The organism is Veillonellaceae bacterium, assembly GCA_025992895.1.
Lineage (GTDB): Bacteria > Bacillota > Negativicutes > Veillonellales > Dialisteraceae > Dialister.
Genome location: DAJPGA010000001.1, coordinates 2194720 through 2215996, shown reverse-complemented (window position 1 = coordinate 2215996; position 21277 = coordinate 2194720). Strand labels below are relative to the sequence as shown.

Sequence of the window (21277 nt, the reverse complement as noted above, 5' to 3'; positions counted from 1 at the left end):
TGATCTGGGGGATCATATGGATTCAAAAGTTCAGTGTGGTATGGAATCAGTAAAATTAGGTAAACAGACAGGAAGCATCTTTATCCAGGGACTTCTTTTCATGGCAGGAGATTATATGGCTCTTGTTTTGGCAGGTGTTTTATCGCTTTTTATTAGAAATGAGCTAATAACAAGAACGGTATTCCATGTATCGCCTGCTTATCTTTATGTATGGGTGCCTTTAGTATTCATGGCGTTTATTTTTTATGAGGGTCTTTATTCATGGAGATACCTGACGTATGAAATAACGAAAAAGCTGATTTTTGCTTCTTTGGGCGGTATAGTCTTTGCTGTCGTTCTTATGTTCTTTACACACGTTTCCGGAGATGTTTCCCGTTTATTCGTCATCCTTTATGGAGTTCTTGCATATAGCCTTCTCTGCGTTATTCGTGTCATCATAAGCAAAATGATGAAGAAGATGAGTTTCTTCCAGACGCCTGTCCTTATTGTCGGAGCGGGGGAAACAGCAGATGTTGTCGTCCAGGAACTTGAAAAAGATGCAGGGATGCGTTACCGTATCGTAGGCTTTTTGGAAGATCATACGCCGAAAACGGAGTATGTAAAATCACATCCCATTCTCGGCGGTTTTGATGATCTGGAGAAGGTTGTCCAGAATACAGGCGTCAAATCTGTACTGATAGCTGCACCGGGGCTCCCTCAGAATCAGCTTTCCGATTTGATTTTCCGTGCACAGTCCATTACGGAAAGTATCGGTGTCGTTCCGAATCTTGTCGGTGTCCCGATGACTAACGTCAGCGTAGAGTCTTTCTTCGACCAGAAGGTCATGGTTCTTCGAATTAAGAATAACTTGGCACTTCGTTCTAACCAATTGATTAAAAGAGTGCTGGATGTAGTTCTTTCTATTATTGGCATCATTGTGCTTTTGCCTGTTTTAGCAGGTATTGCCATAGCGGTCAAAATAGATTCTAAAGGGCCTGCTGTTTATAGAAGCCAGCGAGTGGGAAAGAATCATAAAGCAATCAGTGTCTATAAATTCCGCAGTATGGTCGTCAATGCAGATGAGGTTCTTCAGAAAGTTCTGGCAGAAAATCCGGAAGCGAGAAAAGAGTTTAATGAATACTATAAGTTAAAAGACGATCCCCGCATCACAAAAATCGGAAATTTCCTTCGCAAGACAAGTCTTGATGAACTGCCTCAGCTTATCAATGTCATCAAAGGTGATATGAGTCTTGTAGGGCCAAGACCCATCACGGAAAAAGAAGTTCCTCGATATGAGCAGTATATTGCGGAATATTATATGGTTCGTCCAGGCATTACAGGGCTCTGGCAGGTCAGCGGCAGAAGCGATATCAGCTATCCCGAACGAGTCCAAATGGACGTTTGGTACGTCCATAACTGGGAACCGTGGCTTGATATCGTCCTTCTTTGGAGAACAGTAGGAATCGTATTAAAAGGGAAGGGAGCGTATTAAAACGGAGGATATTTTGACGATATAATCAGAGGCTCTTTTGAGAAAATTTGTTCTAGGCAAGCAATTAAGGGGAAGGAATTCATTGATGGAGTGTGTAAAGGCGATATTTAGAATTGATCCGAGGCGAATTGCTTGGGAAGATGTGGCCAAGGGGATAGCAATTATCTTGGTCATTATTGGGCATACAGTGCCATTCGGAAGTAATTCACGCAACATAATCTTTTCTTTTCATATGCCTCTATTTTTCTTGTTGTCAGGTTATACTCTCAAGATTGCAGAAACAAGGGGAGATTTCAAAAGACATTTTATTAAGGGATTGAGGCACCTAATTATACCAAGCATAATTGTTATATTAATTAATTTATGTTTTGAATTCATATGGGGGGGGAACATTAGTGCAGAGGCTCTTGCAACAGATGCTTTTAATACAGCCGAAAAACTTTGGTGGGCATCTGGTGTAACAGTAAAAACGCACCCGGGAATCGGCGCGGTATGGTTTTTGGTTTCTCTATTTTGGGCAAAAGTAATTATTGATATCATTCATGTCTTATTTCCGGGGAAATATGCTAGGTATTTATGCCTATCATTGGGGCTTCTTGGAATAGCACTTGGCTTAAAGGGGAAATGGCTTCCTCAAAATATGGATGTAACATTTGTCGCTGTTCTTTTCATTTATTTAGGATATCTATGGAGAGAGAATGTTGATTTCTTTGAAAAATGGGAAACTCCGCTCTTTCTTTTCGCAGCTATTTTCTGGGTCACTTGTATTCATTTGCACTTTTATATAGAGATGGCTACTAGGCAATACCCTTTCATCTTATTGACTGTTATTGAGGCTGTTTGTGGCTCTTTTGTGGTATGCTGTATTTCTAAAGGGCTTGCTGCAAATTTTTTCGTTAGAATGACAACTCAGATTTTGGGGATTCATTCCCTCTTAATTTTCTTATTCCATTATTTAGACTGGATAGTTCGCAAATTCTGGCAGACTAATCATGTATGGCAGACTTCATTTAGACGTGTGATCATTGTTCTTGCTGCTTCATTTATATTCCTTGCAATAAGGACATTTATCACTGAAATGAGGAAGAAGTATGGAGAAAATGACGTGATTAGTGAAAGGTAATATAATATTAAGGTAATATAATATTTTGGACAGGTGAGTGTTAAGCAATATTTATTGAAATATAAGTAAGATTAGGAAAAAAGAAGTCCATCTTCAAATGAAGTCTGAAGGTGGACTTCTTTTTTTGATGGCTTAATCCTTGTTTCAAGGAATAAGAAATAAAAAGATGATAGAATAATTGTATAAGCTTGTTCTGCGCGGATTTTATGTGGGTCAAAGAATACGAGTTTTGATGATTAGGAAGGAGGACGTAAATGTTTCCTATGTCCGGGAGAACTATGTGTTATTTGTTAGATACTTAATTCTTTGGATTTTTTGCTTAGAGCTTTGATGGTGGGCGACCAGATGAATTTTATAGAGCAGGATTTCAGCAGAAGTGTCATTGTCTCTATGCTTAAGTAGTTTTTATTTGTCATAAACTAAAGGAATTTCAGATGCTGCTTTGTAAAACATGATTGTATAAATGTTGGGTATCTTCAGTGTTAGCATTTGGTAGGTATAGTATTGATAGATGATTCGGTGTTAAGGAGAAATAATTATGACGAAGAGGAATAGTAAGAATCATTCAAGTAATGAAACGGAAGAATTATTAACTATCCCATTAAATCAATCAGAACGAAGGATATTTCTTGATGATCAAATTTCTTTTAAACCTGTTAATTTTATATATGGCCCTAATGGTACAGGGAAAAGTACACTTGCTGAATATATTAAGTGTTATTTTGATAATCCTGATGGTTCTAATTGTCGTATATTTGACGGTTATGAAGGGATTCTGGGGGATAACCAAAAATTAAATGCAGTTGTTCTTGGTGAAGAAAATACTGAAATCGATAAAAAGGTTGAGTTACTCAACTCAGAAATACAAAATCTACAAAAGAAAATAGAAGAGATTAACAGAGCCATAGTTGATCCAAGAGATGGGAGCCAAAACTTATGGACTGAATGGAATGATGCAAACAATGATGTTGAGCGGAAGGAGCGTAATATCGATAAAATCTACACTGAATCAGCTAAATCTATCAAGGAACTTGATAACCCTCGTATCGCATCACTCATATATAACAAAAAAGATTTTGAAAAAGATATTAAACGTGCTGCACATTTAAGTGATGACGAGAAAAAGCAATATCAGGAAACCGCGAAGACAGGAAAACGACAGGCTTCAGAGATAATTCAAATTTCTATAAATGGAAAAGAGCTGCTTGACAAAGTTAATAAACTTAGGGAAAAATTTGTGCAAGAGCAGATAGTGATTCAAAGAATCGATTGTAGTGAAAAAAGAGAATTTGCAAGGAAAGGACTAGAATTACATAAGGCGGGAGATGTTTGTGCCTTTTGTGGGCATGTAATTGAAGAAGCGACAATAGGTGAGTTAAAAAGTTATTTTGATGCGGATGATGTAAGGGCATTTCAGGCTGAAATAAGCGGGATTGAGAATGATATTAATCGGAAAATCAAGGTATTGGAGCAAATACAGGTTAAAAGCCAAGAGTTCTATCCAAAGTATAGTAATGAAGCATTGAGACTATGTAATGCAATTAACACTCTGGTAAAAGAGTATGAAAATTTTTTGGAGAACTTGCGGGCAGGAGTTCAGGAAAAAGAACGAGATATCTATAAACCAATGATTGACATCGATGCTGGCATTCCCAGTGATTTAACGAATCTCGTGAAAAGATATAATAGCTTAGTAAGAGAAAATAATGCTTCTGACCTTAACAAGGATATCGAGCTGGCAAAAGAAAAATTAAGATTAGATTACGTTTATGACAAATTAAAGGAGTCTCATTATAAAGAAAAAGAGGAAGAGCTTAATATTGCGAGAGCCTTAAGGGAGGAAAAGCATAAGCCGATAGAAAAGAAGAAGAAAGAGAGGGACGAATTAGAAAAGAAGATAGAACAAAAGGAGGATGATATCAAAAATTTAGAAGCTAAAACGAAAAATGAGAAAATATTAGCAGAGCATATCAATAAAAAGCTTTCAACCATAGTTAATTTCGAATTGGTGCATATTGAAGATCAATCTGTTGCAAATGGGGAAGGCTATTATAATATTCGTGATAAAAGTACTAATGTAATTCGTGATATAACACAGTTATCCACAGGAGAACATAATGTAATTGCTATTTTATATTTTATTGAAGAACTCAGAAATATTATTAAAGATAATATTAACCAAAAGAGGGTTATTGTTTTCGATGATCCTGTAACTTCGAACGATGATTTCTTTCAGTTCCTGATTATGGAAGAACTTAACTCATTGATTGGATTCATAAAAGCCCAAGAATCCAAAGATGTGCTAGTTGTAATGACACATAATGCACATTTTTACATTGATTTGAATTATGGATATAGAGGCTATGGAAGCAGGCAAAGGATAAGGTTCTTACCAGGTACTGAAGGTACAACCATAAAAATTATAAAAAAACCTGATGATGATATTAGGACCAATTATGATGCACTATGGGGGGATTTTCGCTTTTTATGTGAAACGTTGCCTGATAATAAGAGTTATCTTTTGATGAATATAGCTCGATGTATAATAGAAACTTATACTAACTTTAATCGGATTAAAGAGGAAGATTTCTTGGAGAAAGTGGATGGATTGAAAAAAATGTTGAATGTTAATTCACATTCGCGGAATGACATTTTTATGGATTCAGGACTTTATACAATAGAAAATATTAAAGATCTTTTAAAGGAATGCTTTGTGCAGAATGATGCTGCTGATCATTTTGATAAACATTGGAATTCTACTGATTCCATTGTGGAATATTAGTAGTATTTTGAAAGAGTGTAATCAGTCTTAATTATTCCCCTTTTGTTATCAATTTCTTACCATCAGTATTGATTCCGTCTCATTGCTCCCCACCGAATTTAACCCTATAATAAAAATAGAAGGGAAGCTGATCGGGATTATTTGAGAGGGTGGAGCGGATGAAGTACGTTCTTGGCTTTTTTGCTCTTTGGATTGGGTCCTTTATGGTCATTAGAGAGTTTATCAGTGATCTTTTCTATCCAACCTTGGTCATGATTTATATCTTAGTTCCTATCGCGTTCGTTTTAATCGTTACTATGTTGTCATGGTTCATAGAAGAACAACCGAGATGGTACGAAGTACTTTTTTCTATACTTTTCTTTATAATTTGTATTCCTTTTGTGATTGTGTTGATAGTGTCGGGTGCTAGCCTTTGGCCTTTTGTATTAATTTTTCTTTTATGAATGGTTTGGAATATGAAAAGTGGCAGTGATGGAATGCGTAAACATTTCGTCACTGCCACTTTTGCGATTGGAATATTCCATTAAAGGATTATCTAGCAAATGTATTTATTGGTTATATCTGAAAACCTCAAAGGATGCTTCGCCTTTTTAGAAACTGCACCCCTATCGCCCTTCGGGCACTTCCCTCCGTTGGGGGAAGCTCGGCGATGAGAAACAAAAGAAATCAGTTCTTATTTGTTTTGAACTTATATAGCTTTGCTCGAGAACTACTGTATTCCCCGGCTTCACCAGGACCTTCTCCTTCGGCGCAAGGTCAACACCCTGAGCGATGATGCTTCGCCTTTTCATAAACTGCACCCCTATCGCCCTTCGGGCACTTCCCTCCGTTGGGGGAAGCTCGGCGATGAGAAACAAAAGAAATCAGTTCTTATTTGTTTTGAACTTATATAGCTTTGCTCGAGAACTACTGTATTCCCCGGCTTCGCCAGGACCTTCTCCTTCGGCGCAAGGTCAACACCCTGAGCGATGATGCTTCGCCTTTTCATAAACTGCACCACTTTCGCCCAGCATCAGAAAAATGATGGGCTGGGCACTTTCTCCTACGGAGACAGCTCTGCGAAACAACAAAAGAAATCAGTTCTCATTTGTTTTAAACTTATATAGCTTCGTTCGAGAAAAGGAAAAAGCAGCATTTTAGTGAATTTTGTCACAGCCCCTTTTTTGTTATTTCCAGTTTTTCCAAATATCTGGCTGGTAGCCAACGGTGGCTTGTTTGCCGTTTCTTACGATGGGAGTTTTCAGGATCTGGGGATTTTCTATGAGGTTGATGTCCTTGGCGTCTTCGCTGATGTACTTGATGAGGGCGAGAGCGTCTTTGTCTTTGGCATCGGGATCGATGAGGTTGTCGATGCCTCCGACGGCTTGTTTGATACTCCTTAGTTCTCCCATACTGAGGTCTTTTTCTTTCAGGTCAATGAATTGAGCTTTTATGTTTCTTTCTTTGAAGTAGCGGATGGCTTTCTTTGTGTCAAAGCATTTCTTGGTTCCGAAGATCTGGATGTTCATGATGTAATTCCTTTCTGGCGGATGATTTCTTTTTTCAGTATAGCATGAGTAGGATTTGGGACAAATAAGATTTGCGTGAAATGTATGAATACATTTAAGCTGCTAAAATGATATATAACCATTGTTTATACGTATAGAAATGTGATAGCATGAGCTTATTGGTAAAGCAATAAGGCTCAAATTGGTATGGAAGGCTATCACAGCTATTGAGACATCTGAGAACTTACTACATTAATTTTCTGAGGTATTTTCATCCATGAATAAAGCAGTAAATACACATGTCAGGAATTCATCTATAGAATTATTAAGAATCATAGCTATATTGATTATTATTGCACATCATTTTTGTGCTCACGGATTAATTCTTTCCCCTTTGAAACAGTCGTCCGGATTAATGGAGCATATTTTTAGCTGGCAGGTCATGACTGTTAAACTCTTAGATTGTGAAGGGGTTGGAATTTCTCTTTTTATGTTGATTACCGGCTATTTCATGGTTCATAAAAAAGTTAATATCAAGAGGATTCTACTGCTATTATCTACGATGTTTTTCTATTCTTGGCTTATCTTGCTTTTTGCTAAAATCGAATTTCCAGAGATGGTCTCAAAGGATATCGTAAAGATGAATCTAATTCCAATTTTTTATGGTCTAGACTGGTTTGTGTCTTGCTATATACTTTTCACGTTGTTCATCCCGTTCATTAATAGTTTTTTGACTTCCCTGAGCAAAGACAGGTATCTTTCCTTCTTGCTGATATTGTTTACCGTATATGCAATACTTCCTGTTATCGGAATGAATAATTTTATAAATAGCAATAGATTGATGTTCTTTTTTCTTGTTTATTCTATTGGCGCCTATTTACGGCTGCATTATCAGGATAAAATAAAGAGCATTTATCATAAAAAATACAGGAGTATATTGATTTTTGCTTTAATTCTCATTTTTCTTGGCAAAGGCTCATTGGAAGTTATGGGAGATATTCTTAACAGGCCTGATTTCATTATAAGTAAAACGTCACTCTATTTTGGAGAAGTTGTGGGCATACCACTTGCAACTATAATGTTCCTGACATTTACGACAATGAAGATGCGTTATAATAAGTATATAAACGTGTTAGCGGGAACTGTGCTTGGCGTGTACTTGATTCATGATAATGACTTCTTCATGAGACGTATCATATGGGATCATATATTCCCAAATCTGAATTATATAACGAGTGATTATTATTTATTATTTTGGGCAGCGAAGATTTTAGGCGTCTTTATTGTATGCAGTGCGATAGACTTCTTAAGAGGTAAGTATATTGAGCCGCATATTGAAAGGTTTATAGATCGTCATTTTGACTCGTGGCTTGGATATTGGAATCGGATGGTTCTTAAGGTGAGAGCAGTGATTCATATTTAAAGCTAAAGAGATAGGATAGATTATTTGAGATGAAAGGGGCTGTGACGAACGTGGTGATGATCAATCCCAGTCATGACGGAGCTAAATCCAGAATTATGGAATTCATCCCATATTATGGCATCACCCCAGGCTGGGATTGAATCTGCCAGTTTTTGTTGTAAATTCATGCTATTATAGACAGTAGAAATACTTTTATCGGTCGGCATAACCTTGATATTTCTGAGAATAAAAGCGGTTTCGGTGAGTGCAGGTAACACCACCAGGAAACCGCTTTTATTCGTCTTTCAACAGATAATCTACGATGGTTCCTGAGCATCGCTCGAAGCTGTGCATTTACATCGCCTTCTATACGATTATTTGTCGCCGGATAAGGACTTGGGTATTCATCAGCCTCTTTCAAGATAGGTAAAAAGATTTCCGGATTTTATCAGACAAACAAGCGATTTTTCTACTTGTTCAAAATTTCTAATGGTAGTAAATCCTTTTAAAAAATACTAGGAGTTTTAAAATACCGATAGGTTCCGGTAAGTGATAAATACGGGACTCATCGATTGTAAAATCAACACGAAATGCCTTACAAGTCACAAAGCACATGATATAATACTGTTATGAGTTAGAGATACTATATATAGTGCGAAGGAGGGAAATTTTTGGAAAGGAACGAAGGAATTCACTTCTACATCAACATTAAGAATCTTGATGACGTTATTGAGCAAGAGGAAGCAAAAACAGGAGAGATCAGACACAGTATTCAAGCTTTGGATACATTCTTTTCAGCGGTTGAAGGGTATGGTCAGAAACATTATCAAAATGAGGTTGTCATAGAAAAGATTACCGGCTCTCGGCTGCATATGTATGTGACAAGTAGTGATATTATAAGGTGCTTTGAAATTGTATTAGCCATAACGCAGTATAGTCAAAGACTTGTTTATTACATGTCCCAAAACATAAGTAAATATAAGACGTTAGTCCGTTTTCAGATTCAGGCGGGTGCTTGTTACGGTAGCTTTTTTGAATTTACGTTCAAGGCTGAACAAGTCGAAGAATTGACCACTATCGGTTTTGCATGTAATTATGCAGCAAAGCTTCAGGGGCTTGCTCCCGTAGGGCACATTACGATTTCTGAATCGATATTTGATGAATTGCCGGAACGTCGGAAATCAATGTTCCACAAAGTGGAATCAAAGGTGGTCAAAAAGTATGAGCAGACGTATTACTTTGACGCGTTAATTAGTACTCTGTCTACAAGCTATACGTTTGATAAAGATTTGAGCAGAGCTGCTGAGATAGCGCAGCGTGTTAATCTTCAGGACATACAGTTTAGACGTGCAATTAAGCCGGTGTCTTTTGAAAACTTATCAAAGACTGAGTGTAAAAAGATACAAGGAATACCAGTATTTGCTGACATAAGAGATTTTACTTCTCAATTTGATGCTGATGATGCAAATCTTGATGAAATGGCTCATAAAACCCAGAATATCCTCATGTCTATGTATCAGATTGTAAATGAGCGCAAAGGTATTCATGTACAATTCCAGGGTGATCGTGAGATGGCGTTATTTCATGATTACAATGATTATTCCTGCGCCTCTGATGCTGTTATAGCTGGAATGAAAATGGTTGATAAGGTCAAGGAATTCCAGGTATCAATTGGTGTTGGTCAAGCATGTGGGCGTTTGTTTGCAACGAAAATCGGTGCACGTAGTTCCAAAGATAACATTTTATTAGGACGTACGGTTATTCAGGCAGATGAGAACGAAGATGTATATGCTGAGAAAAATCAAGTTGTAATTTCCAAAGAAATCTATGACAGGATTCACACAGAGAGACCATTACTTGCAAAGCTGTTTAGACCTAAAACTGATGGGCTGTATTTTACTGAAAATGGATATGCAGACTTTTTGAGAAGAGCTCGAGAGGCTAAATTGCAAAAAGATAATAACAAGAAAAATTATAACGGAGCATGGAAAGCACATGATTGAACGCACTGTAGACTTCAATGAGTATTATAGGGCGGTCGTGTCAGATATAAATGAATTAAAGGAACAGTATCCTTTTACAAAGAGAATACTACTCCCGACAAAATCTGCTTCTCCAATCGAACTTGATATTACTGCCGTCAGAGCAGATGTCATTAATCAGACAGGGGCTAACGAAGTTGATTTTCTGGGAAGATACAGCAGACGGCTTCATGTGATCATCCCTTATGATTATCATAAAAAAGGATGTCTGGTTTATGGTGGAAAATGGATTGATCGAAAGAAGATTCCTGATAAAGATCAACATTTTAATGGTGTTAGCCAAGATGGTTCGCTATTGCTTTGTGTGGGAGTGCCTGAGTCTTTTTCACAGTTTAAAAATGTGATTTTGGAGTGTGTCAAAACGGCAGATAATATGTTGACCGCATATGAGAAATATCAGTGCGGTCAATCGGAGTCTTTGGAATTGATTTCTTATGCTCATGGAGAAAGGGGAATTAATGAGTACAGAAAAGAAAAAAAGAGACACACAACATGATCCATCGACTATGTCAGATATCCAGAAGATTAACGATCAATCAGAGCTAAGCAGGTACAACCTGGATCTTGTGAATGGATGGATTGCAAGTGCGGATTCAAAGATAGGTACATTTGGCACTGTACTTGCATTTGTAGCTGCTGCATTCGTATATATCGCGGATAAGATTTTTTCTTATATTGATACAACCGTGTTAATTAATCCGTTACTATTGGCTTGCTCCAAGGTATGCGCAGCAATATCTGTAATTTCACTTGTGACAGCAGTATTTTATTGTTTGTTGGCATTGAGTCCATCACTAAAATCTGCACTTTCCAGCAAAGCACAGAATGCAAATAACTTTAGTATATTCTATGAAGATATTGCCAAGATGAGCTCCGCAGAGGAGTATATCCGACTTGCTAAAGAATCTACGGAGGAAATGTTCACTGATGAGTTGATGCGTGAGACTTATATAAATTCTGGTATCTGCTCAAGGAAAATGCATAGGTTTCGAAAAGGAGCCATTGCATCGGTGATCTGTATATTATTTTATATTGGTTGGATTCTATTTTATTTTCTGGCATATTAAGTATAAACTTTATAACGTATTTCAAAAGGGGCTGTGATGAAATGATTGTACATTTTATCACAGCCCCTTCTTTTTATATTCTTTAAGTTCCTCTCCTACAGTCCAAATGCTATGCCGGCTGCGGCGGAGGCTATGATGTAGAAGAAGGGGTGTTTTTTGAATTTGACGAGGGTGTAGTAGACGATGGCGGCTAGGATGATGCATTTCCAGTTGAAGAGGGATGCGATGGATCCTGTGGTTTTGAAGGTGTCCATGTTTAGGAGGGCTACTTTGACGACGCCTATTTCAGCGGCTGCGATGAGGGCTGTGGAGGCGGGCCGGAGGCCATAGAAGATGCGGGCTACGGCCTGGCTGGTTCTGAATTTGTTGAGGACGGAATTGACGGCGGTGATGATGAAGATGGCCGGGATGGTGAAGGCGATGACGGCTGTGACTCCGCCTAGGACGCCGGTGGTGAGGTAGCCTGCGTAGGTGGCCATGTTGACGCCTAAGGGCCCGGGGCAGGATTCAGCGACGGCGATCATGTTGGCGATGTCGGATGTGGTGTACCAGCCTGTGCGCTGGCCGATGTCAGTGATGAAGGGGAGGGCGGCGAGTCCTCCGCCTACGGCAAAGAGGCCTGTTTTGATGAATTCCCAGATGAGGCTCAGGTAAATGGTCATTTTCATTTGCCTCCTTTGATGGATTTATCGGCATAGGGTTTCATGAAGTAGCCGACGGCGGCTGCGATGAGGACGGAGATGACGGGGGAGAAGGGGGCAAAGAGGGCCAGGGCGAGGATGGCAAGGAAGATGAAGAACATGCCCTTGTCTTTGACGGATTTCTTCCCGAGTTTGATGACGGCATCGAGGATGAGGATGCAGACGCAGGCGCGGATGCCGGCGAAGGAGTGGACGACGATGGGGTTGTTTTCAAATTGGGTGAGGAAGACGGCGATGATGGAGATGATGACCATGGAGGGAAAGATGGTGCCGAGTGTGGCAAAGACGCCTCCCCAGAAGCCTTTGAGTTTGAGGCCTATGAATGTGGCGACGTTGACGGCGATCATGCCTGGGGTGACCTGGCTGATGGCGTAGTAGTCCATGAGGTCGTCTTCGGTCGCCCAGTGGCGGTCTTCGACGATTTCTCTCTGGAGAATCGGCAGGACGGCGTAGCCTCCGCCGAAGGTGACGGCGCTGCATTTGGCAAAGACAAGGAAAAGTTCGAGCAGAAGTTTCATTTCGATCGGTCCTTTCTGACGGGGCGTTGTTGCGCTCTCTTTTTGATACTTGTATGATAGCAGGTAAGGAAGCATATTTAAAATATTTATTTCTTTAGAAACCATACGAAAGGGATATGGATCATGGATATCAAGCAGCTGAGATACTTCGTGGCAATTATTGAGGAAGGAACGATCACAGGAGCGGCAAAGCTCCTTCACGTTTCGCAGCCGCCTCTTTCAAACCAGATGCGTCTTCTGGAAAATGAGCTGGGCGCTGAGCTTTTTCGCCGCGGGGCGAGGCACGTCACACTGACGGAGGCAGGCGAGGTGCTTTACCGCTATGCGGTGGAGATCCTGGAGCTGGAGAATGTGGCGAAGGAAGAAATCGGCTCGATGCGCGCGGGGCAGAAGGGAAATCTCCGCCTGGGCCTTGTCTCTTCCTGCGCCTCGGAGGAGCTTTACCGCGAGCTCCGTCTTTTCCACAAGGAGTTCCCGGATGTGCACGTGAAACTTTTTGAAGGAAATACGTATGAGCAGATGGAGATGCTCCGTAAGGGCAAGGTGGACGTGGCCGTCCTTCGTACGCCTTTCCCATCGTACGGTCTTGAGCGCGTGACAATCCGAAGGGACAGGATGGCGGTCGCTGCCGCAAGGGGCGTCCTTCCAAGGACGCACGGCGATCTGACGCTGAAGGCGCTTGAGAAAAAGCCGGTCATCATTTACCGGCGCTGGGAGAAGCTGATCCTGGATGAGTTCGAAAAGGAAATGGCAGTCCCTGAGGTGTACTGCGTGACGGATGATGCACGGACGAGCCTCCAGTGGGCCGAGGCCGGGATCGGGATCGCGATCGTGCCTGAGTCGATTCTTTCCTGGGGGAAGAATCTGGAGATGGCTTTCCTTTCTGAAAGGAACCTCTCGTCTTCCCTGTCTCTTGTAAAAAGGAGAGGGCAGATTGTCAGCCGCGTCGCAGAATCGTTCTTCCGCTTTTTCAAGGATGAGGAAGAAAGAGCAGCGGAGGAAAAGCGCATGAGAGAGGGTATTTCAGATAAATAGAAGAAAATCAATTTTATATATTGACACAGTGTCAGATGGTGGTATACTTAAATTGTTGACACAGTGTCAGCGTATGTTTTCGCTCTAAGAGCGCGTTGCATGACAGGAGGCATCATGAAGGATTCGAATGAAAGATCGATCGAGATCGTGATGGCCTGCCGTAAGTTGTACCGCACGATGAGTTACCAGGAGATCAGTCTGAAGGAGATCAGCTGCGAGATCAGCATTTCCCGTCCGTCGATCTACAATTACTTCGTTTCCAAGGAGGAGATTTTCCTTGAAATCCTCCGGGAGGAGTACGAGGCGTGGAGCCGCACGCTTCTTGAAATCCTCCATGGGAACGACCACATGACGAAGGATGAATTCGCAGCCGCGCTGGCTCATTCGACGGAAGGGCGCGAGACGCTTTTCCGGATCCAGTGCATGAATCTCTACGACATCGAGGAGCACAGCAGGATCGAACGCCTGACGGAGTACAAGAAAGTCATCCGGAAGGTGATGGAAATCCTGAATGCCTGCCTCGTGAAGTTCTTCCCTCAGATGACGGAGGAAGAGCGGATCGGTTTCCTGTACACGCTCCTTCCCTTCATGTACGGGATTTATCCCTACGTGTATCCGACGGAGCGTCAGAAAGAGGCCATGCAGCGGGCGGGGATTCCCTGCCGCGGCGTGACAGCAGCGCAGCTTGTCTACGCTTGTGTCAGGAAGCTGCTCGGCTGAGCATTTCCTGGTCTTTAGAATCATAATAATAGGTCAAGGGAGAAAGGCAGGAAGTCATCATGAAGAAAATTGTGGCATATTTCTCGGCATCAGGCACGACGGCTGAAAAGGCGAAGGCTCTGGCAAAGATCGCAGGAGCTGATTTGAAGGAAATCGTGCCGAAGGAAAAGTACACATCCAGGGATCTCAACTGGATGGACAAGAAGAGCCGCTCGACGATGGAGTCGGCGGATGAAGAATGCCGTCCGGCGATCGAAGGCGGCGCTTTCGATCTTTCCGGATACGACCGGGTGTACATCGGTTTCCCGATCTGGTGGTACACAGCGCCAAGGATCATCCAGTCCTTCATTGAGACGAATGATCTTTCCGGCAAGGAAATATACTTATTCGCCACATCGGGCGGAAGTGATGCGGCAAAGGCTCTTTCCGACATGAAAAAGCTTTATCCGACACTTTCCTTCATGGGAGCTTCTCTCCTGAACGGCCCGGTCACAAAGGACATCGGCGGCTGAGGCAGGATGGCGGAAGCATCCGCGCCGGGCGGGCGGACATCCCGCATCATTTCTCCTTAAAAGATTGTATAAAGATTTGTGTTTTTTTCTTTGCTATGTTAAAATATATCTTGCAATTTAGCATACTCGAAAAAGCATGTAAAAGGTATCGAATTGTCGGGCATCCGACGGTGGTAGGTATCAATTTGTCGGAAAGCCGACTTAAGGAGGAATAGTTTTTATGAACGTTAAGGTAGAGGCACTGGACCAGCACAAAGTATCTCTGAATGTGGAAGTACCGGCAGAAGCAGTACAGAAAGGTTTCAAGACCGCTGTAGCTCGCATCGCCAACCAGGTAAAGATCCCTGGCTTCCGCAAGGGCAAGGCAAGCCGCAAGATTCTTGAAATGCATTTCGGTAAGGAAGCTGTCGAAGCAGAAGCTAAGGACATCGTCATCAATGACGCACTGAACGCAGCTCTGCAGCAGGAAAAACTGATTCCTGTCACAACTCCTGATGTAAAGGAAGACACATTCTCTGAATCCGAAGGCGCTACATTCACCGCTACTTTCGTTAAACGTCCGGAAGTAGAACTCGGCGAATACAAGGGCCTGGAAGCAGAACACGCTCAGCCGGAAATCTCTGACGATGAAGTCATGGAACAGCTGAAGCGCGGCGCTGAACAGAGCGCAAGACTTGAAAAGGCTGAAGACGGCGCAGTCCTGAAGAAGGGCGACTATGCTGTCATCGACTTCAAGGGCTTTGTTGACGGCGAACCATTCGAAGGCGGCGAAGGCAAGACCTATCCGCTGGAAATCGGTTCCCAGAGCTTCATCCCAGGTTTTGAAGACCAGCTCGAAGGCCACAAGGCAGGCGACGATGTAGATGTCAAGGTTACATTCCCGGCAGACTACTTCGTAGACACCCTGAAGGGCAAGGAAGCTGAATTTAAAGTTCATATCAATGATGTAAAGCGCAAACAGCTGCCGGAAATCAATGACGAATTCGCTAAATCCGTCAGCCAGTTCGAAACCATCGACGAACTGAAGGCAAGCCTGAAGCAGCAGATGCAGCTGCAGGCTCTCCAGCAGGCTGAAGAAGCTTACCACGACGCACTGGTAAACCAGGCTGTCGCAAACGCTAAAGTAGATATCCCGCATGAAATGGTTGATCAGCGCATCGACGAGATCGTTGAAGAAATCAAGATGAACCTCGAAGGCCAGAACATGTCCCTTGATGACTACCTCAAGAGAATGGGCCAGACAGAAGCACAGCTCCGCGCTAACTATGAAGCTACCGCTGCTGAACAGGTAAGACAGGGCCTCGTCCTTGAAGCTATCGCTGACAAGGAAGACCTCCAGGTCACAAACGAAGATCTGTCCATGGAAGTTTACAGCATGGCTCATCAGTTCAACGCAGACCCCAACGATGTCATGAAGATCATCAGAGATGAAAACCGTGTAGGTATGCTCGTCAACTCCGTCCTCCGCAAGAAGGCTGCCGCATTCATTTACGGCGCTGCCAAGAAGGCTGAAGCTGACAAGAAAGCAGAAGAAACCGCTGCCAAGGAAGCTGCAGAAGCAGCAACCGAAGGCGCTGGTGAAGCTCCGGCAGTCGAAGAAAGCCGCGAAGCAGAACTGAATGCCATGACGGTCAAAGATCTGAAGCAGTATGCATCCGAAAAGGGCATCGCTCTGGATTCCAAAGCTAAAAAGGCTGAAATCATCGAAACCATCCTCCAGGCTGAAAGCAAGTAAGACTTCGCCCGAAGGCATATAGAAGAGCCGCTTTTGCGGTATCCGAAATTTCATGAAATACACCGGCTTGCCGGTGCGGGGGAAGAGACGCGGGGATGACCGGCGTCTCTTTCGCCCATATGGAAAACGGGAGAATTCCCTGTTTTCCGCGGGAAAAGCTTAGAATCCGACTCCATTCATTTTCTTTTCTTCTGGAAAAGCCGCTCCTTAAGGGCGAGCGGAATGAATGATTCATGAATGTGAATGCGCTTTTGGCGCCATTCAGTAAAGAAAGGATGTTTATTTATGGCTTATGTACCGATCGTAGTGGAACAGACCGCACAGGGAGAACGTTCCTATGATATTTATTCCCGTCTTTTGAAAGACCGCATCATTTTCCTCGACGGACAGATCGAGGATCATATGGCAAACATCATCATTGCCCAGCTTCTTTTCCTGGAAGCTGAAGATCCGTCGAAAGACATTCACCTCTATATCAACAGCCTGGGAGGCGTCGTCACTGCCGGCCTTGCTATTTATGACACCATGCAGTACATCCGCCCGGATGTGTCGACCATCTGCATCGGCTCCTGCGCCAGCATGGCAGCCGTCCTTCTCACAGCCGGAGCCGCAGGCAAGCGTTTCGCTCTCCCGCACTCCAATGTGATGATCCATCAGCCGCTGGGCGGCGTACAGGGCCAGGCTACGGAAATCGAAATCCATGCCCGTGAAATCCTTCGCCTGCGCGATGAACTGAACGGCATCCTTTCCAAGCACAGCGGACAGCCGATCGAGACGATCCGCCGCGACACCGAAAGGGATAACTTCATGACCGCGGACATGGCACAGAAATACGGCCTGATCGACCGCGTACTTACCAGAAACGAGCTGGATGAATTAACGAAGAAATAAGGGAGGCTCCCATTGAACGAGAAACATGAAGGAACACCGGTCTGCAGTTTCTGCGGACGTTCCGGCGAGGAAGTGGAAAAACTGATCGCAGGGCCGGGAGTCTATATCTGCAATGAATGCATCGAAGTGTGCGAAAACATCCTCAAAGAGGAAATGAAGGCAGACAAGCAGAAGTCCGTCCCGCACTTCAAGCTTCCTGTTCCGGAAGAAATCAAGAAGTACATGGATCAGTACGTCATCGAACAGGACGATGCCAAGATCGCCCTGGCCGTTGCCGTATACAACCATTACAAGAGAATCCAGTATGAATCCGCCGGCGACGATGTAGAACTCCAGAAGTCCAACATCATCATGCTCGGGCCGACAGGCAGCGGCAAGACGCTCCTTGCCCAGACGCTTGCGCGTTTCCTGGATGTTCCTTTTGCGATTTCCGATGCAACGACCCTGACCGAAGCCGGCTACGTCGGCGAAGACGTCGAAAACATTCTCCTGCGCCTCATCCAGGCTGCCGACTATGATATCGACAAGGCAGAACGCGGTATCGTCTACATCGATGAAATCGATAAAATCGCAAGAAAGTCTGAAAACCCGTCCATCACCAGAGACGTCTCCGGTGAAGGTGTACAGCAGGCACTCCTGAAGATTCTGGAAGGCACTGTCGCAAGCGTTCCTCCGCAGGGCGGCAGAAAGCATCCGAACCAGGAAATGATCCAGATCGACACGACGAATATCCTCTTCATCTGCGGCGGCGCCTTTGCAGGCATCGACAAAGTCATCGACAGAAGACTGACGAAGAGCGTCATGGGATTCGGCGCTGATATCAAAAAGAAGGATTCCAAGGACATGGCAGAACTTCTGCAGCAGGTCCAGCCGGAAGACCTCCTGAAATTCGGTCTCATCCCTGAATTCATCGGCCGTCTGCCGGTCATCGTGGCTCTGCATCCGCTGAACGAAAATGCGCTCGTCAGGATCCTCACCGAACCGAAGAACGCACTCGTCAAACAGTACCAGAAGCTCCTTGCCATGGATCATGTCGAACTGGAATTCGATGATGGCGCCATCCACGCCATTGCCCGCCAGGCCATCGACAGGAATACCGGAGCCAGAGGACTTCGTGCCATCATCGAGAAGATCATGCAGCATGTCATGTATGAGATCCCGGGGATGAAGGACGTCAAGAAGTGCATCGTCACCGAAGACGTCGTACTGAAGCATTCTGATCCGATCCTGATCAAGGAAGACGGAACAAAAGAATAATCCGCGCCCTGAGGGGCCGTATTCCAAATAAAAGCACATGGAGGCCGGAGCCAAATGGGAAATCCACTTGACTCCGGCTCTTTCTGTAGAAACAGAGAGGGAAGAGACTGAAATATCGAAGTTTTTAAATTATAAAGTAGACGCTTTAGGCCTTTCATGTGATACAATAGAGATATATTATGGAGGAACTATCTATGGATGAAATAAAGAACGAAAATCAGCCTCTCAACCTCCCTGTCGTGGCTCTGAGAGATATAGTCATTTATCCCCGCATGTCCGTCAACCTGGACATCGGAAGAAAAGAATCCGTCGAAGCCGTGCGCTTTGCTGGCAAGGATGAAAGATACCTCGTCATGGCCATGCAGAAGGATTCCCGTGTGGAAGTACCGCAGGAAGACGACCTTTACGACGTCGGCACTGTCGTCAAAGTGACACAGATGCTCCAGATGCCGGGAGGCCTCATCCGCGTGCTCGTCGAAGGCGTATCCCGCGTCAGACTCCTCAATGTCACCCGCGGCGACCGTTTCCTGTCTGCTGACGTGGATGATATCGAAGAAGTGAAGTCGGAAGATGAACTCCGCGCTGAAGCTTTCAGAAGAACGCTCCTGAAGTCCTTCTTCGAATGGCTCCACAACACGAAGCAGGGCCTGCCTGAAGACCAGATGGAACAGCTGAAGAGCATCACCGATCCCGGTGAAACCGCCGATTTCATTGCGTCCCAGCTGCTCCTGAAACCCCAGCAGAGACAGAAGGTCCTTGAAGAAGCCGACGTCGCATCGCGCCTGAAGCTCGTCCAGGGCTACCTTGACATGGAAATCGAGATCGTGCACCTTGAGTCCGAGATCAGCTCTGACGTGCGCCAGAAGATGGACAAGGAACAGAAGGACTACTACTTAAGGCAGAAGATCAAATCGATCCATGACCGCTTGGGCGATACCGTCAGCCAGGACCAGGAAGCAGAGGACTACCGGAAGAAACTGGCCGATGCTGCCATTCCTGAAGAATACAAGAAGAAACTCGAGAAGGAAATCAACCACCTCGAATCCATGCCGCCGATGATGGCAGAGACCGCTGTGGCCAGAAACTATCTGGACTGGGTATTCTCCCTGCCATGGGACAAGGAAACGAAGGATTCCCTCGACCTCAAGAAAGCACAGCAGGTCCTCGACCATGACCACTACGGCCTGGAAAAGATCAAGGAAAGAATCCTTGAATACCTCGCTGTCCGCATCCTTGCACCGGAAGCAAAAGCTCCGATCATCTGCTTCGTAGGACCGCCAGGTGTCGGCAAGACATCGCTTGCGCAGTCCATTGCGAGAGCGATGAACAGAAAGTACTGCCGCATTTCCTTAGGCGGCATCCATGATGAAGCCGAAATCCGCGGCCACCGCCGCACCTACATCGGCGCTATGCCGGGCCGCTTCATCGAAGCCATCGGAGAAGTCGGCGTCAACAATCCGCTGATGCTCTTGGATGAAATCGACAAGGTCGGCTCTGACTTCCGCGGCGATCCTGCTTCTGCGCTTCTCGAAGCACTCGATCCGGAACAGAACAAAGCCTTCCATGATAACTACATCGACATCCCCTTCGATTTCTCGAAGGTTTTCTTCCTCGCGACCGCGAACAGCGTCTCCACCATCCCGGCAGCCCTGCTCGACCGTATGGAACTCATCGAACTCACCGGCTACACGGAAGAGGAGAAGCTCGAAATCGCGAAGAAATACCTCGTGCCAAGACAGAAAGAAAGAAACGGCCTGAAGGACAGCGACATCCGCTTCACCCCGGCGCTCCTGAAGAAAGTCATCACAGGATACACCAGAGAAGCAGGCGTTCGTAACCTTGAAAGAACGATCGGCGCCCTTTGCCGCAAGGTAGGAAAGAAGATCGTTCTCCAGGATGACAAGCTCCCGCCTCTGACCGTCAAGACACTCGACAAGTACCTGGGACCGGTTAAATTCCTGCCCCTTGCTGAAGAACATCCGGATGCCGTAGGCCGCGTCAATGGCCTCGCATGGACAGTCGCAGGCGGCGAAGTCCTCGACACCGAAGCCGTCACCATCAAGGGCAAGGGCCACCTGATCCTGACAGGCCAGATGGGCGACGTCATGAAGGAATCCGCAGAAACCGCGTACACCTACATCAGAAGCAAGGCAAAGGACCTGGGACTCAAGGAAGATTTCTATGAAACCCTCGACACCCACATCCACCTGCCCGAAGGCGCCGTACCGAAAGACGGCCCGTCCGCAGGCATCACGATGGCAACCGCCATGGCATCTGCCTACACCGGCAGAAAAGTCAGAGGCGACACCGCCATGACCGGAGAAATCACCCTGACAGGCGAAGTCCTCCCGATCGGAGGCGTCAAGGAAAAAGTCCTGGCTGCCAACGAATTCGGCATCAAGCAGATCCTGCTGCCGGAAAAGAACAAGAGAGATCTCGAAGAACTGCCGAAGTCCGTCAGAGACAAGCTGCAATTCGTCTATGTCAAGAACGTGCAGGATGTCCTCGAACACGCATTGTTGAAATAAAGGAGG

At 44.5% G+C, this 21277-nt stretch carries 17 protein-coding genes and 1 pseudogene; 14 read left to right on the top strand and 4 right to left on the bottom strand.

Annotation, left to right across the window (positions count from 1 at the left end):
• Positions 1-16: 16 nt before the first annotated feature.
• The 3 genes from wbaP (at position 17) to OIM03_10010 (ending at position 5376) form a co-directional block, all read left to right on the top strand.
• Positions 17-1471 carry an undecaprenyl-phosphate galactose phosphotransferase WbaP gene (wbaP, locus tag OIM03_10020; protein ID HJI74585.1) on the top strand — a complete coding sequence of 485 codons (1455 nt, stop codon included), beginning with the start codon at positions 17-19 and terminating at the stop codon, positions 1469-1471.
• A gap of 37 nt (positions 1472-1508) precedes the next feature.
• Positions 1509-2594, top strand: coding sequence for an acyltransferase (locus OIM03_10015; protein ID HJI74584.1), 1086 nt, complete (start codon positions 1509-1511; stop codon positions 2592-2594).
• A gap of 538 nt (positions 2595-3132) precedes the next feature.
• Positions 3133-5376 carry an AAA family ATPase gene (locus tag OIM03_10010; protein ID HJI74583.1) on the top strand — a complete coding sequence of 748 codons (2244 nt, stop codon included), beginning with the start codon at positions 3133-3135 and terminating at the stop codon, positions 5374-5376.
• A gap of 1166 nt (positions 5377-6542) precedes the next feature.
• On the opposite strand, the gene OIM03_10005 is transcribed toward OIM03_10010, so the two are convergent.
• On the bottom strand, positions 6543-6884 hold the full coding sequence (locus OIM03_10005; GenBank protein HJI74582.1) for an ArsC family transcriptional regulator: 342 nt from the start codon (positions 6882-6884) through the stop codon (positions 6543-6545).
• 256 nt (positions 6885-7140) lie between these two features.
• Here OIM03_10005 and OIM03_10000 point away from each other — a divergent pair, with 256 nt between their 5' ends.
• Complete coding sequence (locus OIM03_10000; protein HJI74581.1) at positions 7141-8286, top strand: acyltransferase family protein; 1146 nt, start codon at positions 7141-7143, stop codon at positions 8284-8286.
• A gap of 20 nt (positions 8287-8306) precedes the next feature.
• Here the strand turns inward: OIM03_10000 and OIM03_09995 are convergent.
• Positions 8307-8741 (bottom strand): annotated as a pseudogene (locus tag OIM03_09995) (hypothetical protein).
• Positions 8742-8936: 195 nt separating this feature from the next.
• On the opposite strand from OIM03_09995, the gene OIM03_09990 reads away from it, so the two are divergent.
• Genes OIM03_09990 through OIM03_09980 form a run of 3 tightly spaced genes read left to right on the top strand, consistent with a single transcriptional unit; the run spans position 8937 to position 11374 of the window.
• Positions 8937-10268 carry a hypothetical protein gene (locus OIM03_09990; protein HJI74580.1) on the top strand — a complete coding sequence of 444 codons (1332 nt, stop codon included), beginning with the start codon at positions 8937-8939 and terminating at the stop codon, positions 10266-10268.
• Positions 10261-10803, top strand: a complete 543-nt coding sequence (locus OIM03_09985) for a hypothetical protein (GenBank protein ID HJI74579.1) — start codon at positions 10261-10263, stop codon at positions 10801-10803. The genes OIM03_09990 and OIM03_09985 overlap by 8 nt, the downstream gene beginning before the upstream one ends.
• A 10-nt stretch (positions 10804-10813) precedes the next feature.
• Positions 10814-11374, top strand: a complete 561-nt coding sequence (locus OIM03_09980; protein HJI74578.1) for a DUF5706 domain-containing protein — start codon at positions 10814-10816, stop codon at positions 11372-11374.
• A gap of 95 nt (positions 11375-11469) precedes the next feature.
• On the opposite strand, the gene OIM03_09975 is transcribed toward OIM03_09980, so the two are convergent.
• Both OIM03_09975 and OIM03_09970 read right to left on the bottom strand, forming a co-directional pair.
• Positions 11470-12042, bottom strand: a complete 573-nt coding sequence (locus tag OIM03_09975) for a chromate transporter (GenBank protein HJI74577.1) — start codon at positions 12040-12042, stop codon at positions 11470-11472.
• Positions 12039-12593: a chromate transporter gene (locus OIM03_09970; protein HJI74576.1), complete on the bottom strand. Its 555-nt coding sequence runs from the start codon at positions 12591-12593 to the stop codon at positions 12039-12041. The genes OIM03_09975 and OIM03_09970 overlap by 4 nt, the downstream gene beginning before the upstream one ends.
• Before the next feature lie 123 nt (positions 12594-12716).
• Here OIM03_09970 and OIM03_09965 point away from each other — a divergent pair, with 123 nt between their 5' ends.
• The 7 genes from OIM03_09965 to lon all read left to right on the top strand — a co-directional run bounded on the left by OIM03_09965 (position 12717) and on the right by lon (position 21271).
• On the top strand, positions 12717-13628 hold the full coding sequence (locus tag OIM03_09965; protein ID HJI74575.1) for a LysR family transcriptional regulator: 912 nt from the start codon (positions 12717-12719) through the stop codon (positions 13626-13628).
• 114 nt (positions 13629-13742) lie between these two features.
• Entirely contained in the window at positions 13743-14348 is a 606-nt protein-coding gene (locus OIM03_09960) for a TetR family transcriptional regulator (GenBank protein ID HJI74574.1), read from the top strand.
• 59 nt (positions 14349-14407) lie between these two features.
• Positions 14408-14860 carry an NAD(P)H-dependent oxidoreductase gene (locus tag OIM03_09955; protein HJI74573.1) on the top strand — a complete coding sequence of 151 codons (453 nt, stop codon included), beginning with the start codon at positions 14408-14410 and terminating at the stop codon, positions 14858-14860.
• Between the two features lie 220 nt (positions 14861-15080).
• Positions 15081-16595, top strand: coding sequence for a trigger factor (tig, locus tag OIM03_09950; GenBank protein HJI74572.1), 1515 nt, complete (start codon positions 15081-15083; stop codon positions 16593-16595).
• 285 nt (positions 16596-16880) lie between these two features.
• Positions 16881-17486 (top strand): ATP-dependent Clp endopeptidase proteolytic subunit ClpP, encoded by a 606-nt coding sequence (clpP, locus tag OIM03_09945; protein HJI74571.1) that lies wholly within the window; start codon positions 16881-16883, stop codon positions 17484-17486.
• A 12-nt stretch (positions 17487-17498) separates the two neighbouring features.
• Positions 17499-18743, top strand: a complete 1245-nt coding sequence (gene clpX / locus OIM03_09940) for an ATP-dependent Clp protease ATP-binding subunit ClpX (protein ID HJI74570.1) — start codon at positions 17499-17501, stop codon at positions 18741-18743.
• A 194-nt stretch (positions 18744-18937) separates the two neighbouring features.
• A complete protein-coding gene (gene lon, locus OIM03_09935) occupies positions 18938-21271 on the top strand; it encodes an endopeptidase La (GenBank protein ID HJI74569.1) in 2334 nt (777 codons plus the stop codon).
• The last annotated feature ends 6 nt before the right edge of the window (positions 21272-21277 follow it).